This is a genomic window from Cellulosilyticum sp. I15G10I2 (genome assembly GCF_900095725.1).
Lineage (GTDB): Bacteria > Bacillota > Clostridia > Lachnospirales > Cellulosilyticaceae > FMMP01.
Genome location: NZ_FMMP01000006.1, coordinates 312,645 through 328,387, shown reverse-complemented (window position 1 = coordinate 328,387; position 15,743 = coordinate 312,645). Strand labels below are relative to the sequence as shown.

The 15,743-nt window shown below is 33.9% G+C and carries 14 protein-coding genes; 3 read left to right on the top strand and 11 right to left on the bottom strand.

What is annotated here, in order from left to right; all coding sequences use genetic code 11:
- Window positions 1-189: 189 nt before the first annotated feature.
- Window positions 190-1,164 (top strand): pectinesterase family protein, encoded by a 975-nt coding sequence (locus tag BN3326_RS01510; RefSeq protein ID WP_069997352.1) that lies wholly within the window; start codon window positions 190-192, stop codon window positions 1,162-1,164.
- A 108-nt stretch (window positions 1,165-1,272) separates the two neighbouring features.
- On the opposite strand, the gene BN3326_RS01505 is transcribed toward BN3326_RS01510, so the two are convergent.
- Both BN3326_RS01505 and BN3326_RS01500 read right to left on the bottom strand, forming a co-directional pair.
- The gene (locus BN3326_RS01505; protein ID WP_069997351.1) at window positions 1,273-1,881 is read right to left on the bottom strand and encodes an HAD family hydrolase; all 609 of its coding nucleotides are present in this window, start codon (window positions 1,879-1,881) and stop codon (window positions 1,273-1,275) included.
- 50 nt (window positions 1,882-1,931) lie between these two features.
- Window positions 1,932-2,300: a hypothetical protein gene (locus tag BN3326_RS01500; protein WP_069997350.1), complete on the bottom strand. Its 369-nt coding sequence runs from the start codon at window positions 2,298-2,300 to the stop codon at window positions 1,932-1,934.
- Window positions 2,301-2,458: 158 nt separating this feature from the next.
- On the opposite strand from BN3326_RS01500, the gene BN3326_RS01495 reads away from it, so the two are divergent.
- Entirely contained in the window at window positions 2,459-4,015 is a 1,557-nt protein-coding gene (locus BN3326_RS01495; RefSeq protein ID WP_069997349.1) for an ABC-F family ATP-binding cassette domain-containing protein, read from the top strand.
- 283 nt (window positions 4,016-4,298) lie between these two features.
- Here the strand turns inward: BN3326_RS01495 and BN3326_RS01490 are convergent, their stop codons facing one another.
- From BN3326_RS01490 to BN3326_RS01480, 3 genes are all read right to left on the bottom strand, one after another.
- The gene (locus BN3326_RS01490; RefSeq protein ID WP_069997348.1) at window positions 4,299-4,811 is read right to left on the bottom strand and encodes a GNAT family N-acetyltransferase; all 513 of its coding nucleotides are present in this window, start codon (window positions 4,809-4,811) and stop codon (window positions 4,299-4,301) included.
- A gap of 132 nt (window positions 4,812-4,943) precedes the next feature.
- Window positions 4,944-5,750 carry a sugar-phosphatase gene (gene yidA / locus BN3326_RS01485; protein WP_069997347.1) on the bottom strand — a complete coding sequence of 269 codons (807 nt, stop codon included), beginning with the start codon at window positions 5,748-5,750 and terminating at the stop codon, window positions 4,944-4,946.
- Window positions 5,751-5,880: 130 nt separating this feature from the next.
- Window positions 5,881-6,408: a hypothetical protein gene (locus BN3326_RS01480; RefSeq protein ID WP_069997346.1), complete on the bottom strand. Its 528-nt coding sequence runs from the start codon at window positions 6,406-6,408 to the stop codon at window positions 5,881-5,883.
- Between the two features lie 147 nt (window positions 6,409-6,555).
- Between BN3326_RS01480 and BN3326_RS01475 the strand changes: the two genes are divergently transcribed.
- Window positions 6,556-7,047: an HD domain-containing protein gene (locus BN3326_RS01475; protein WP_069997345.1), complete on the top strand. Its 492-nt coding sequence runs from the start codon at window positions 6,556-6,558 to the stop codon at window positions 7,045-7,047.
- Window positions 7,048-7,105: 58 nt separating this feature from the next.
- Here the strand turns inward: BN3326_RS01475 and BN3326_RS01470 are convergent, their stop codons facing one another.
- From BN3326_RS01470 to BN3326_RS01445, 6 genes are all read right to left on the bottom strand, one after another.
- Window positions 7,106-9,124: a methyl-accepting chemotaxis protein gene (locus BN3326_RS01470; protein WP_069997344.1), complete on the bottom strand. Its 2,019-nt coding sequence runs from the start codon at window positions 9,122-9,124 to the stop codon at window positions 7,106-7,108.
- A 362-nt stretch (window positions 9,125-9,486) separates the two neighbouring features.
- Window positions 9,487-10,002, bottom strand: coding sequence for a MogA/MoaB family molybdenum cofactor biosynthesis protein (locus tag BN3326_RS01465; protein WP_083258451.1), 516 nt, complete (start codon window positions 10,000-10,002; stop codon window positions 9,487-9,489).
- A 367-nt stretch (window positions 10,003-10,369) separates the two neighbouring features.
- Complete coding sequence (gene hflC / locus BN3326_RS01460; protein WP_207646297.1) at window positions 10,370-11,308, bottom strand: protease modulator HflC; 939 nt, start codon at window positions 11,306-11,308, stop codon at window positions 10,370-10,372.
- Entirely contained in the window at window positions 11,308-12,240 is a 933-nt protein-coding gene (gene hflK / locus BN3326_RS01455; protein ID WP_069997343.1) for an FtsH protease activity modulator HflK, read from the bottom strand. The genes hflC and hflK overlap by 1 nt, the downstream gene beginning before the upstream one ends.
- 231 nt (window positions 12,241-12,471) lie before the next feature.
- Window positions 12,472-14,907 carry a glycoside hydrolase family 94 protein gene (locus BN3326_RS01450; RefSeq protein ID WP_069997342.1) on the bottom strand — a complete coding sequence of 812 codons (2,436 nt, stop codon included), beginning with the start codon at window positions 14,905-14,907 and terminating at the stop codon, window positions 12,472-12,474.
- A gap of 124 nt (window positions 14,908-15,031) precedes the next feature.
- Window positions 15,032-15,694, bottom strand: coding sequence for an NUDIX hydrolase (locus BN3326_RS01445; protein ID WP_069997341.1), 663 nt, complete (start codon window positions 15,692-15,694; stop codon window positions 15,032-15,034).
- Window positions 15,695-15,743 lie beyond the last annotated feature (49 nt).

Here is a 15,743-nt window from a genome sequence, read left to right as displayed (position 1 = left end):
ATTTAACTTATGTCTAGATTTTATATGTTTTCTTAACAAATTGCCATACGAAAACTTGTTCTCTTTAAGACATTTTATACATATGTTGTTCTAATTTTATTAAATACGGTTGTAATATTTATTAATTGGAAAATATTATTGTATAATATAACTTGATAATCAGACTATTCCTAGAAGGAGGAAAAACAAATGATTGTTGCACAAGATGGCTCAGGCGATTATTATAGCGTACAAGAAGCTCTGACTAGTATTCCCACTCATAACACGCTCCCTGTTATTATCTACATTAAAAACGGCACTTATACTGAAAAACTCTATATCGAAACTCCCAATATCACACTTATCGGTGAAAATGTTCATAAAACAATTATAACTTATGATGATTCTGCCTTTAAACCTCACCCAAGCGGTTTTACTTTTGGAACCTTTAATTCTTATACGCTGTTTATTGGCGCCCCACATTTTAATGCATGCAATTTAACTTTTATAAACTCAGCAGGCCCTGGTGATAAAGTAGGTCAAGCAATAGCCGCCTACGTTGATGCAGATAAAATACACTTTAAAAACTGTCGCTTCATAGGTCATCAAGATACGCTCTTTACAGGGCCCTTACCGCCTAGCCCCCTTACACCAGGCTCATTTAGAGGTCCTCGTGAAAATGCACCTCTTTCGAAGGGTCGTCATTACTATGAAAATTGCTTTATTCAAGGTGATATTGATTTTATATTTGGCTCAGCTACTGCTTTTTTTGATCAGTGTGAAATCTTCTCAAATAATCTGGGGCAACAAGTTAATGGCTATATAACAGCTGCCTCTACACCAGTTGATCAAAAGTATGGTTATGTTTTTAGTAAATGTAAGCTGACAAGCAACTGCCCTAATCAGTCAGTTTATTTAGGAAGACCATGGCGACATCATGCTCACGTTGCTTTTCTTAACTGTGAAATGGGTGCACATATTATAGACGAAGGCTGGCATGATTGGGATAAGGCGGACAGTCATCAAACTGTACAATTTATGGAATACAACAACACTGGAGCTGGTGCTAGCAACCTGTCGCGTGTGCCATGGTCTAACCAACTAAGCGCAAAAGACGCCGAGACGTATTCCCGCGAGAAAGTTCTATCAGGAGATGATCATTGGCAGCCTTGGCTATACAAGTAAGCCTGCAAGACGAACTATCTTACTGCACACTAAAAGGATTTACCCTAATCTCTGTATTAGAAATTAAGGTAAATCCTTTACATTTTTAACATAGGCACATAATTAGGCTTAAGCTATATCTACGCCCATATTTATTAATTTTTCCCTAGTCTTTTTTGTATTTTCAAATACTATGCCTTTTATCCCCAGTTCAATAGCTGCTTCTATATTCTCCTTAAGATCATCAATAAATACTGTCTCCGCAGCTGCCAAATGGTATTTCTCAAGTAAACATGTATAAATGGAGGGTTCTGGCTTTAAAAGCTTTACTTCATAAGAAATAATCCTTCCTTTAACCTTTCCTAAAAAAGGAAATTTATTATAGATGTAGTGGAAGCCATCTTCTTGAAAATTTGAAAGCAGATAAACATCATAACCCTTAGCAATAAGCTCTCTAAGAAGTTCTGCGGTTCCGTCAATGGGTGTAAGCATTTGAGGCCATGTATGCATAATTTGCTGTATTCTTTCTGTATGTATAGGCGCCATAGTACAGTAAGCCCGAATAGCCTCATCCTGTGTAATCGTCCCGCGATCTAACTGCAGCCATAAATCATTTTTAAAGATCAGCTCATTTAAGATAATGCTTTCTTGTTGTGCCACTCCTAAATGCTCTAAAAATGCCATAGGCTGATAATCTAGTAATACTCTCCCTATATCAAAAACTATATTCTTTATCATATTCTTCTCCCTACTTTTTTAATGAGACCTTATAACACTCTTTTTTAACATTATTCTTTATTAACATATTTTAAAAGTTCTTTATCCTCTTTATAAAATAAATACATCACATTAAATGCTAACTGTTTATACTTCCCATTATCATTGATCCACGCTCTCGCATCATTTATTTTGCAAATTTCAATAAAAATTTCTCTTTTCTTATGTATTCTAATCATGCTGATTCTCTCTTTAAGTTTTCCGTGATATTTTGTGATACTTATATTGGTTTCTTTTATAAACTTATGAATCCATTTCTCCATATATTCTTTTTCTAATTGTACTAAAAACACATCAAATACTTCCACATCATTATATTTTTCTATAAACGCAGTTCTTAGTGCCAAAGCTAAATGAATATCACTTTCTTTTCCTTGCATAAAGTTATCTCCTAATTATGTAGTTTGTCTTTAAGGTCTCTATTAATATTACTCTTTTTTTATATAAATTTGTAGATTTACAGCGATAAACTCTATACTTTTTTTTGTTTTTCTATTATGATAAAAAGGATGTATTTTACGAATAAAGGAGAAAGAGGATGAGTATATTAACAGTTAAAAATGTAACTCATGGATTTGGTTCCCGTGCTATTTTAGAAGATGTTTCTTTTCGCCTGCTTAAAGGTGAGCATGTTGCGCTTGTTGGCGCTAACGGCGAAGGAAAGTCAACTTTTTTAAATATTATTACTGGAAAATTAATGCCTGACGAAGGCTCAATCGAATGGTCTAACCGCGTAACGGTTGGCTATCTTGATCAGCATGCAGTGCTTGAGCCTGGCAGCACCATGCGAGATAATTTAAGACTTGCCTTTAACCATATCTTTGAGCTCGAAAAAGAAATGCTTGCTATCTATGAAAAGATGGGAGATGCAAGTGATACCGAAATGACCAAAATGATGGAAGATGCAGCTGAGATTCAAAACATCTTAGATGCAAGTGGTTTTTATACTTTGGATTCAAAAATAGAAGAAATTGCTCAAGGCCTTGGACTTTCTGATATTGGCCTCGACCGCAAAGTAGATGAACTTAGTGGTGGCCAGCGTACAAAAGTACTGCTTACAAAACTTCTTTTACAAAATCCAACTATTTTGATACTTGATGAGCCTACAAACTATTTAGATGAAAATCACATTGAATGGCTCAAACGCTACCTGCAAAACTATGAAAATGCTTTTGTATTGGTGTCCCATGATATTCCATTTATTAATGCCGTATGTAATCTTATTTACCATGTTGTAAATTGTGAGCTTACACGTTATGTTGGTAATTATGATGAATTTGAGCGTTTATACGAACTTAAAAAACGTCAGCAGGAACAAGCCTATGAACGCCAGCAAAAAGAAATTGATAAACTCGAAGACTTTATTGCAAGAAATAAAGCCAGAGTTGCTACAACGGGTATGGCTAAAAGCCGTATGAAGCAACTTGAAAAAATGGATATTATCGAAAAGCCAAGGGAAAAGCCTAAACCAACCTTTAAATTCAAAGAAACAAAAGCACCCAGCCGTTTTCTCATTGAGGCTGACTCCCTCATTATAGGGTATGACGAACCACTTACCAGTCCGCTTTCGTTTAAAATAGAGCGTGGTAAAAAAATAGCCATTTGTGGTGTAAATGGACTTGGTAAATCTACATTACTTAAAACACTTCTGGGCATTATTAAACCTATTTCTGGCAAAGTAGAATTTGGTGAGAACGTTGCATACGGCTATTTTGAACAAGAGGATTCACGCAATAATTTAAATACAGCACTTGAAGAAATATGGAAAGAATATCCTTCTATGAACAATCATGAGGTACGTTCTGAACTTGCCAAATGTGGCCTTACTACAGAACACATTACAAGTCCTATGAAAGTTTTATCAGGTGGTGAAAATGCCAAAGTACGTCTTTGTAAAATCCTTATGAGAGAGCTTAATCTGTTAGTTCTAGATGAACCTACTAATCATTTAGATCCCGAAGCAAAAGATGAACTTGAAAAAGCGCTCCGAGAATTCAAAGGCACGATCATACTTGTTTCACACGAACCTTACTTTTACGAAAGTTTTATTACAGATGTATGGAATGTTGAAGATTGGACAACTAAAGTTATTTAATAAAAGCGAACTGTAAATTTTTTTAAACTTACAGTTCGCTTTTTTATGAGTTTAAAATTAATGAACTTTACCTCGCCTGAAAACAATAACTGAAAGTGCAATGATCCATGACATCCATACGTCTGCCGACAGTGTGATGATGTAGAAAACTTATCAAATTTGTGATTAGAGAGTGCCTCTATTTTTTAAAATACATTCTTAGTCATAACATATATTTTCCTTTCTAACACTAATAGCTACTCAATAAAAAAAGCAGTATAAGTTTCTTATACTACTTCGAAATTTATAACGCCTTTATCATCATAAGCGCTTGGTTATCATCTACTTCCAGTTGATCATTCTGTATATCCTGATCCATATAAAAAACGCCTTTACCGTTTGGAATATAGTCTCTTTTTGCATATAAGCACTGTGCAGCCTCATAAGACTCTGCAAGACCAACTCCAGCAGCACAATATGATGCTACCCGCGCAGCTCTTTTTTCTGCCTCATTGATCAACTGAGTTGCAATGCCTCGTTTTCTAAAACCTGATAGCACTCTAATATCTTTAATTTCTGGAATACCCCGCTCTTTAAAATCTTCATAATGACTTTCCCAAATAATTGTAATATATCCTACTATTTGGTTTTGATAATACGCAATAATAATATCTCTTAGTCCTAACTCTTGTTGTTTAAAGTAGGATTGATAGAGGCTAATGGGTTTGCTATATCCCTCTTGTGAAAAAACTTCTGCAATAAGCTCACAGTCCTGATTTTCCATATCCTTCAGTATAATATCCCCATCACTATCCATATCTTCCCTCCCAATATTTCTAAGCGCTATAAATCTTTTAGATGCACTAATATATAATGCTCTCTTTATATATTAGTGCTTTTTCATCTATTAATCAAGAATAAATACAATGTAATGATTGAAAAATTCGTACTAACCTGCTAGTACAAATTTTCGGATAACATGGGCTACCCCATCCTCTTGGTTATTTTTTGTAATATAATCAGCAGCTGCTTTCACTTCCTCAAAAGCATTACCCATTGCAACACCTAATCCTGCAAATTTAATCATATCAAGATCATTTCCTGCATCACCTATACAGATAATTTGTTCTTTTTTAATACCTAGGTGATCTGATAACGCCTTTATGCCTACTCCCTTGCTGGAGCGCTTATTTAAAAACTCTAAGAAATACGGTGCACTTCTTACAACAGTATATTTCTGATATAAATATTCAGGCAGCTTTTTAATCGCTTCCTCCAATACTTCAGGCTCATCAACCATCATAATTTTAATGATATCTTCTGACTGATCTACCATTTTATAGTCCATCTCAATAACCGGAATGCCATTAATAGTACCTTCTAACTCACTGTATTTACTCATTTTAGGCGTAATACATCCTTCATTTGAAAAAGCATGTATATTTACACCTATTTGACGTGCTATCTTATAGAGCTCAAAAAGATCTTCACCTTTTAAAATATGCTTTCTTATAACTTGTTTTGTTTTTGTATTTTGGACGATACTGCCGTTGAAGCTAAGTACATAATCCTCTTCTGAGAGCAAGTCTAATTCTTCTAAATATTTAGTAAGGCCCTCTATAGGTCTCCCAGAAGCCAAAACAACTTTTACACCTTTTTGCTGTGCATTAGAAATTGCTTTCTTAGTTGTATCTGAAATAGTTTTATCTTCTTTTAATAATGTGCCGTCCATATCTACTGCTATTAATTTATACACTGCTTTTCACCCCTACTCATTAGTCATTTATTATTATATCAGCTTTGGGGCAGTATTTAATATCTATGTTTATACTAAACTTTATATATAAATGTACTGTGTTTTGATAAAAAGTTACAACAATTTATCTCTACCTCGTACAAACTACTCGCTCATTCAATAATTTCCAGACTTTTATCTTTTGATCCCCCGTAATTATAAAATCAGCTCTCTGAGTAATAATGCCCTTACCTTTAAACTCTATAATAAGAATATCTTGATTTTTTCTGCTAAGCCAGCGATAACTTTTAATATTCTGCCACTCAATAAAAGTACGATTTCTGCTGCTTATAATACCCTTAGCATGTATGATCCAATTTGTATGCGGCAAGTATTGATTCAGATAATAAACCACCAAGTAACTCAGTATTAAAGCTAAAATAAGGTACTCATTATAGTAATTGATTAAGATACTTAAAAGTAAACTGGCCATTATTACAGCACCAAAAGCCTCCACGAGTAATCCTATATACCTTTCTGTATTTGAAATATTTATTTCAGGCCTTATGATAGCCTGCAAATGATACTTTTTATATTGTTTATTAATCTTAAAGGATGTCATTAAAATACTTACTATACATAAACCTAAAAGAATTACTATTATAACTTTAAACGCCATTATTATTCTCCCTTGTCTAAAATATTATTTTCTAATTATAGCATCTTTTAAGCTTGTATCACACAGTCTTCTATTAACTTGTTTTTTTATGTTATACTCTATTTAGTAAAATTTATAAGCATAGCTACTTACTCAAGGAGGTATATGATGTTTATTTGTATGGATAAAGTTAAGCTTGAAATGATAAACTATTTTAGAAAGGATCTCAAAAGAATTAATCACGCACTTAAAGTACATAGTATAGCACGTGCTATAGCTGTATCTCAAAATCTAGATGAGCCTACTCTAGCTATTGTTGAGACAGCTTCTTTATTGCATGATATTGGCATTAAAGAAGCTGAGTTAAAATATAATTCTTCAGCAGGAAGATATCAAGAACTCGAAGGTCCGCCTATAGCCAAGACCTTACTTCAAAATTTTGATCTAGAACTACTGCATTTAAATAGAATCCTGCATTTAATTGGTAACCATCATTCTTATTCTAAAATAGATGGCATTGACTTTCAAATTCTCATAGAAAGTGATTTTATCGTTAATATTGAAGAAGATTGCCTAGATAAAACGACCATCCTTATTGTAAAAGAAAAATATTTTAAAACAGATTTTGGTAAAACACTATTAACTCAAATGTTTTTATAAGCTATGATATATAGTATGAACTTCATAATATAAAACAGAGGGCATTTGCCCTCTGTTTTTATTCAATTTTAAATCGATTCATAGAGCCATTTAATTGGTCCATGGCCGCCGTAAACTTGTTAGAAACTTCAAACAATTGCTCAATAACAGCACGTTGTTCTTCACTAAGCGCATTAACCTCTTGTGTTGCAGCGACTGTATCTGAAGTGACAGCGCCTATTTTTTCTATCTTTGTAATTGTTTCCTCCTTGATTTGTTCCATATCACTTACTTTCACACTAACACTTTGAAGAGCTACATCCATATTTTTAAGTAATTCAATAATACTATAAAACGCTTGATCTGTATTCTTTACTGCCTGCTCCTGCTTTATTACTATATGTTTTGAGTTTTTTACCAAGTCTACTGCCTCTTTTGTTTTATCCTGAATTGTGTTTAATGTTTTACGAACATTCCTTGTTGATAGTTTTGATTGTTCAGCTAAGTTTCTTACTTCATTAGCAACAACTGCAAAACCTTTACCTACCTCTCCAGCTCTTGCTGCTTCAATGCTTGCATTGAGTGCTAACAAGTTAGTTTGTTCACTAATGCCATCTAATAATTTCATAACTTCTTCGATGTTTTTAGTAAGCGTACTAAGTTCAATAATACTTGATTCAATCTGAGAAGAGACCTGTATAGAAGAACTCATCGTGATATTAAGCTGCTGAATACTGTCATTTGTCTCTTTGATAATCTCCTTTGCATCTTGATTCTTGCTGACAATTTCATTTGTATTTTGCATAACCTCCTGTATACTGCCAGATAAAGTATACATAGCACTTGTACCTTCTTCAGCATTCTCCGCTTGATTAGTAGCCCCTACTGCTATATCTCCAATCGATAAAGATAATTGTTTAAAAGCTTCTACAGAATGCTGAGTCGCATCTTTTAACAAACTACTGTCCTCAACTGTATGTGCAATAACACTGCGTGTTTCCTCTAACAATTTGCGTATATTACTGATCATATGATTAAAGCTTATACAAAGCATACCAATTTCATCTTTACGATTTTCTTCCATTTTTACTGTAATATCCCCAAGCTCTGCCGCCTTCATCAGCTGCATCATCTTAATAATAGGTTTTGAAAAACTTTGTGATATCAATATCCCAAACCCAATTGCAACAAAAGTCGCTACTGCAATTAAAATAAATACGATCATATTTGTCATATCTAACTTACTGGTTAAAGAGCTCTCGGGAATTTCCGTAATGACTTTCCATCCATTACTTAAGGTTTTATAGTTGATAAGTGCAGCGTTCATTATATGTTCGCCTTCATCATCACTTAAAATATTCCAGATATTATCTTCCACTTGTTCTTGGTTTTCATCACTATTATGAATCATCTGTCCGTTTTCATCTGCTATGTATAAATTGGCACCTTCTAAAATATCGATATCCTTGATATTTCCTGTCAGCGACTCTTCTTTAATTTTTATTTGAAGTGTACCAATATCTTTTCCTGTATTTAAATCTCTAATATTTCTTAAATAGTAAATACTCCCAATGTCATCCCCTAAATTTTTTTTCCATATCCCCTTCGGCTCAGCACTTGCCATTTTATAGATTTCATCAAGATTTCCACTCGCTTTAGTATTTCCTCCAATAACAGCTCCACTACTATGAATAATGCGTATTTCCTCAATTTCATCTTCTACTGTACTTAAGGCTAATAATTTTCTTTCCATATCACGGGTGGCTGAGATTCTAGTAAGAATGTCCTCTGATTCATAACCTTTTAATCCCTCTCCTATAATTGGATCTATACATAATGAAACTGCCTTTTTCTCAATGCTTTTTAAATAATATTCTAAACTCATTCCCGCTTGATTAATAAGCTCTGCGGTAAAGTTTAAACAGGTTTCTCTTAATGTACTGCGAGACATTGTATAAGACACCATACTTACAGTAACTAGTGGAATGATTGCAAAAGCTACAAAACCTAATATCAATTTATAACGAATAGATAATACACCTTTAACTTGACTACGTTTTATGCCTCTTAACTGTTTTTTTTCTCTTTTCCCCTTCATACGCTACCCCTTTTCTTTAAGTAGTTGCTTGCCTGACTACTCCATGTAAATCTCTTGTAATTCCTCCTCTTATTTAATTACAAGCACCTTCTAAATCTTCTTATATATCTTATTATTCTAAAATATAAATCTATTATAGTATAGGGTATTCTATTTATCAATTGGACAATCCGACATATTTTCCTCTTATTTTCGAGCAATAATTTTTATGTACTTTTCTATGAAAATAGTCTGCAAAGCTATAAATAACAAAATAGAGCCCTATTCTTAAAAGCAAACTTATCACCTTTTTTTTAGGTAAATATATTGTTCACTTTTATAAGAATACTGACTCTATAGACATGCCTTTTATGTTAAATGCTTTAAACTTTCCCGCCCATAATCTCAAGTCCATGGTAAATGGTATCAATAATACTTTCAAAAGATTCTCTTACATCCCTCACTCCTTCAGGTAAATTAATAATAAGCGTATTACGTCTAATCCCCGATACCCCTCTTGAGAGCATCACATTCGGATTCTTTTGAAGTCCATAGTATCTAATGGCCTCACTAATACCTGGAGCTACTCTATCAATAACACCCAGAGTTGCCTCTGGCGTGACATCTCTTTTTCTAAATCCTGTTCCTCCTGTAGTAATGACTAAATCCACTTTAATATCATCGCATAATAATACAAGCGCTTCTTGTATGCGATCTACATCTCCAGGAATAACTATATAATATTTAATTTCAAACCCCCTGTCTTTGAGCATGAAATCTAATATTTTTCCACTTTCATCTTCTTTTTCTCCCTTTGCGCTTAAATCACTAGCAGTAATAATGCCCGCGGTAAAAATCCTTTTATGACTTTCTTTTTTTGAACTTTTTGTTTTTCCCATTTCATTTTCCTCCTTATTTTATTACTTCAAATTGTACATGTTTATTAAATGAATCAAAATAAATACAAAAAGGCGAGATACCTATAACTCATAAAGTTATTTGTATCTCGCCTTTGAGACTCCTATTTATAACTGACTACATAATTACTTATCATTTCATACGATGTATAAAAATAAAAAAGACGCTATCTATTTTTCATAGACTAGCACCTCGTCATTGAGATTTTTATACTTTATAACACTTTTTTTTGCATTTTACCATTATTTCTTCTAAAAGTCAATAGCTATGATTGGTTGTTATATGTAAAAGGCCCTTAGCTTTTAGCTTAAGTGCCTTTTACATTAAATACTTGCTAAATTATTTGTTCTATCTTCCTGTTAAGTATTTTAAATAAGGTGAATCAACTGGAAGTACTACAACTGTTTCATTATTGATGGTCGTTCTATAAGATTCAAGAGATCTATACATACTAAAAAATTCCGGATCCTTTGAATAAGCTTCATTATAGATGTTTGCTGCTTCCTTTTCCCCTTCTGCTACAATCGTTTTGGCATCTGCCTCAGCTCTTGCCAGCATTTCTGATACTGTTCTATCTGTTTCAGCCTTAATCTTAAGCGCCTCAGCATCACCTTGAGATAAATACTCCTGTGCCGTACTCTCTCTTTCAGAAATCATTCTTAAAAATACTGACTGCTCATTTGTATCCGGCAAATCTGCCCTTTTCATCTTTATATCTATGAGTTCAATGCCTGTATTGTTTTCTTTTAATATCAAATTAATACCTTCGCCTACAACTGCATCAATACTCAGTCTGCTGCCCTTTTCAGAGTTGATAATTTGATCAAAATTCATTTTACCAAGCTCAGTTCTGATGTTAGAGTAAATAATGTCTCCAAGCCTTCCCTCTGCACCATTTAAAGTTCTTAAGCTTTCAATCATTGCCGTAGGATCACTAATTTTCCAAATACCATAGTAATCAACCATAATTCTTTTTTTATCCAACGTATTAATTTCAGCAGGTGGTACATCATATACCAAAGCATACTTAGGTAATGAAGTTACACTTTGAATAAACGGTATCTTAAAATTCAATCCTGGCTTTTCAACTATTTTAATGATTTCACCAAATTGTCTTACGACTTTATACTCATTAATCTGAACAATATAAAGGTTATTCCATAAAAAAATCATACCCAAAATCAGTATAAATACTCCTATTGATAAAAATTTAGGGAATGGCTTTCTTATTTTTTGAGGTTGTTCATCTATGATGTCTCCATCTTTAAAAAAATCAGACATATTCATTAGTTGTTTCCTCCTTTTGCTGCTTCAATAGGTAAATACTTGACTGTGTTTCCGCTTGCACCTTCATCCATAATATAAAGTTTCACGCCCGGAAGCACCTGTTCGAGCGCTTCAATCATAAGTCTTTCTCTTGTAATATTTTTATTATTGACATAACCTGAATAAAGTGCATTAAAGGTGGCTACATTTCCTCTAGCTGCTTCAATTCTTTCAACTTTCTGCCCTTCTGCCTTAGAAATAACCGCTTCTTTCTGCCCCTCAGCTGTATTGAGTTTTTCGTTTTTATAGCGGGTAGCTTCATTGATTTTAGTTACCCTTTCTTCCCTTGCAGAAGTTACTTTTTTAAATGCGTTGCTTACCTCTTCATTAGGCAAATCTACATCCTGGAGATTGACATTAACAATTGAAATACCTATATCATAGTTTTCTACCAGTTGGCTTAAATTTTCTCTGACATCATTGATAATTCTAGCTCTTCCATCCGTTAATGCATCATCTACAGTCGAACTGCCAATAACGCCTCTTAAAGAAGCAGAAGTTGCATTGTATAAGATATTAATAGGATTTTCTGTGTGGTAAAGATATGCAACAGGGTCAACTACTCGCCACTGCACCTCTAAATCTGCTAAAATAATATTTTCATCTCCAGTAATCATTTTGGCTTCATTATCATGGGAAACAATCCCATTTTGCGTATCTTCATACCCAAAAGTAAGCGAGAATGTCTCTCTTGATAACTTTCTAACCTGCTGAATAGGATAAGGCAGTTTAAACCTTAATCCTGGACTAATAATATCTGCGCTAGGCTCACCAAATGTAATGAGTACCGCGTATTCTGTTTGATCTACTGTATAAATAGAACTAAATATTAAAAGGCCTCCCAGTAAACATGCCGCAATCACACTAAAACTTACCCATACTCTTTTCATCATTTACTCTTTTCCTCCTTTTTAAAATCCTTATCTCTTTCAAATGAGGTGTATCCACTATATCACTCATTCTTTATTAACTCAAATTCTATTATACCACTAATTCACCACTTTTTGAATCTTTTTACTAAAATGGTCGCTCACAATACCTTGTAACTTATAAAATTTAGGAGTGCATTAGTTTATAAAACTCAAATAAACAGTCCTCCTAGCACATTTAGGAGGACTGTTTATTTAACCTAATATAACTTCTACATAGTGGGTTTGATGATCCTTGAAAGTTGGAATAATATGGCCTTCTATCTTTTGACCATCTACTATTAATTGTTTAACCCCTTTGCACACATGATGCGGATTGCGAATAGTGATATCATAGCGATCCCCCTTATAGGCTCTTATTATATGATATCCCTCCCAATCTCTTGGAATACAAGGATCAATCTTTAAGCCTTTATAGTCAGGTTTAATACCTAATATCCATTGTGAAATCGTGATAAAGTTCCATGCTGCTGTCCCAGTAAGCCATGAGTTTTTAGCTTCACCATGTCTTATAGCATCCTTGCCAGCTATCATTTGTGAATATACATAGGGCTCTGTTTTATGGATCTCGCTGATTTCTTCAAGATATGCTGGTGCTATCTTTTTATAAATTTCAAAAGCTCTATCCCCTCGGCCAAGTACTGTTTCAGCACATGCTATCCATGGGTTGTTGTGGCAAAAGATTCCTGCATTTTCTTTGTAACCTTGCGGATAAGTAGAGATTTCTCCCATTTCTACATGATATTTCGTAAAAGCTGGGTTATTAAGGACAATACCATACTCTGTATCTAACCTTTCAATAACAGAATCAAGTGCTTTCTCTGCTAATCCATTTTCTATGCCTATCCCACCCATAACGCAGAAACCTTGCGGTTCAATAAAGATTTTTCCTTCTTCATTTTCGCGGCTTCCAATCTTATTGCCATAGAAGTCATACGCTCTTAGGAACCACTCTCCATCGCAGCCATGTGTTAAAACGATTTCTTTCATTTTATCAATATGCCCCTGTGCCCTCTTGGCTTCTTCTTGGTTGCCAATTTCTTTGCAAAGTTCTACATACTCGTTACCTATAAAAACAAACATACCAGCTATTAAAACGGACTCAGCTGTACCGCCTTCTTTATTTTCAGTCGTTTGAAATGATTCTCCTGGCGTTGTCGAGAAACAGTTGAGATTTAAACAGTCGTTCCAGTCTGCACGCCCTATAAGCGGCAGCCCATGTGGGCCAACATTATTTATAACATGGTCAAAAGATACCTTCAGATGATGAAATAATGTAGCCGTATTATTATTGTCACAATCAAACGGCACCATTTCATCTAAGATCTCTTTATCACCTGTCTCTTTGATATAAGCTGTCGTTCCAAGAATAAGCCATAATGGGTCATCATTAAAGCCACTTCCTATATCATTATTTCCTTTTTTAGTTAATGGCTGATATTGGTGATAACATCCCCCATCTTCAAACTGTGTTGAGGCAATATCAATAATTCTTTCTCTTGCTCTTTCTGGAATTTGATGTACAAAACCCAGAAGATCTTGATTTGAATCCCTAAAGCCCATACCACGGCCAATACCTGACTCAAAATAAGAGGCACTTCTTGACATATTAAAAGTAATCATGCATTGATAAGGATTCCACACATTGACCATACGATTAAGTTTTTCATCAGTACTATCTAATATATAATGGGACAATAAGCCATTCCAATAATTTTTAAGCTCAAGAAGTGCTTTTTCTACTGCCATATCACTCTTAAATCTTTCCATAATAACTTGAGCAGGCGCTTTATTAATAACCCCTTTTGATTCCCATTTTTCTTCTTCCTCATTTTCAACATAGCCTAAGACAAAAACATATGTCTTTTCTTCTCCTACAGCTAGATCAATATTAATTTGATGCGCCGCAATCGGTGACCAACCGCTTGCTACAGAATTTTTACATGTCCCATTTACAACACTATCTGGGGCTTCAAAACCATTATATAGTCCAACAAACGAATCTCTATCAGTATCAAACCCATCTACTTTCGCATTAACAGAGTAGAATGCATAGTGATTTCTTCTTTCTTTATACTCCGTTTTATGATAAATACTGCTTCCTTGTACTTCTACTTCTCCTGTACTAAAATTCCTTTGAAAATTGGTTGAATCATCATGTGCATCCCACAAACAAAATTCAACAAAAGAAAATAGTTGAATAGATTTATGAATATTTGATGTATTTTTTACTTTAATACTATGTATTTCTGCATTAACACCTAATGGAACAAATGCTGTTTGCTCTACATTAACGCCATTTCTTTCCCCTATAAATTTAGAATACCCAAGTCCATGTCGACATTCATAAAACGAAAGTTCTTTTTTAACAGGTTTCCATGTATGAGACCAAAAATCACCATTATCATTGATATAAAAATATCTTCCCCCATTATCAACTGGAACACTATTGTATCTAAATCGTGTAATTCTTCTTAGTTTAGCATCTTTATAAAAGCAGTATCCTCCGCTAGTGTTAGATATTAAACCAAAAAACGCCTCATTCCCAAGATAATTAATCCAGGGATAAGGCGTCTTAGGTGTAGTTATGACGTATTCCCTGTTAAGATCATCAAAATAGCCAAACTTCATAGACATATCTCCTTTATTCTTAAAATTTTATATTTTAACTTTAAACATTAATCATATTTTATGTTTAAGTGACTACGAAGTAAATGGATAAAATTGCTTGGGTTACATTAAATTCTTGCACTATTTATAAACTTAGTCTTTGCACCACATCGTAAATAATTCTTGCTGTTAATCCCCATATCACGCCTTCTTCAGTTTGGTAAACAAAGATAGTATTTCTGCCATTGCCCCAAGGTTTTATATAATGATCTCCTATACCTAGCGTCCTTCCTGGAAAAAGCATAATCTCTTTCCCTTGCTCATCAATATAAGAGGGATGTACTTTTACTTGTGTTTGATAAACTTGAGGGGGGGTATTTTTAAAAAAAGAAACAGGCAAAGTAAAAATACGCTCTACTTCATCAGTGTTGATGTCGAACTTATTGATATCAGTTTGCTCTGTAAGTCCTAAGTAAGGTTCTACTATAACACCTATAGGTGCAATAACAAGATCTAACGCGCCTATAATGGTAATCTGATCTGGTAAAACACCTATTTCTTCTGCTGTTTCCCGAAGTGCAGTATCCTGAGTATTCTTATCTAGACGCTTATCGTATTTACCTCCAGGAAAACAAATTTCGCCCCCCTGTCTAATCGTCTGACTTCTCTTTTGAAATACAAAATGATATTCCTCGTCAAGCACCATTAAAAGGACCAGTACTGCTGAATTCAAATAATCCTCACGACCATTAATTCCTGGAATAATAGGCAGTCTATGCTTTAGTTTAATGATATCGCTTTTATTCATAACCTAATAGCTCCTTCCTTAAAAGTTGTTATTAACTTCATTATCTTTA

Excerpts from the sequence above, each read along its gene's own strand:
- BN3326_RS01510 (WP_069997352.1), top strand. The coding sequence starts at position 190 with ATGATTGTTGCACAAGATGGCTCAGGCGATTATTATAGCGTACAAGAA.
- BN3326_RS01505 (WP_069997351.1), bottom strand. The coding sequence starts at position 1,881 with ATGATAAAGAATATAGTTTTTGATATAGGGAGAGTATTACTAGATTAT.
- BN3326_RS01500 (WP_069997350.1), bottom strand. The coding sequence starts at position 2,300 with ATGCAAGGAAAAGAAAGTGATATTCATTTAGCTTTGGCACTAAGAACT.
- BN3326_RS01495 (WP_069997349.1), top strand. The coding sequence starts at position 2,459 with ATGAGTATATTAACAGTTAAAAATGTAACTCATGGATTTGGTTCCCGT.
- BN3326_RS01490 (WP_069997348.1), bottom strand. The coding sequence starts at position 4,811 with ATGGATAGTGATGGGGATATTATACTGAAGGATATGGAAAATCAGGAC.
- BN3326_RS01480 (WP_069997346.1), bottom strand. The coding sequence starts at position 6,408 with ATGGCGTTTAAAGTTATAATAGTAATTCTTTTAGGTTTATGTATAGTA.
- BN3326_RS01475 (WP_069997345.1), top strand. The coding sequence starts at position 6,556 with ATGTTTATTTGTATGGATAAAGTTAAGCTTGAAATGATAAACTATTTT.
- BN3326_RS01470 (WP_069997344.1), bottom strand. The coding sequence starts at position 9,124 with ATGAAGGGGAAAAGAGAAAAAAAACAGTTAAGAGGCATAAAACGTAGT.
- BN3326_RS01465 (WP_083258451.1), bottom strand. The coding sequence starts at position 10,002 with ATGGGAAAAACAAAAAGTTCAAAAAAAGAAAGTCATAAAAGGATTTTT.
- hflC (WP_207646297.1), bottom strand. The coding sequence starts at position 11,308 with ATGAATATGTCTGATTTTTTTAAAGATGGAGACATCATAGATGAACAA.
- hflK (WP_069997343.1), bottom strand. The coding sequence starts at position 12,240 with ATGATGAAAAGAGTATGGGTAAGTTTTAGTGTGATTGCGGCATGTTTA.
- BN3326_RS01450 (WP_069997342.1), bottom strand. The coding sequence starts at position 14,907 with ATGAAGTTTGGCTATTTTGATGATCTTAACAGGGAATACGTCATAACT.
- BN3326_RS01445 (WP_069997341.1), bottom strand. The coding sequence starts at position 15,694 with ATGAATAAAAGCGATATCATTAAACTAAAGCATAGACTGCCTATTATT.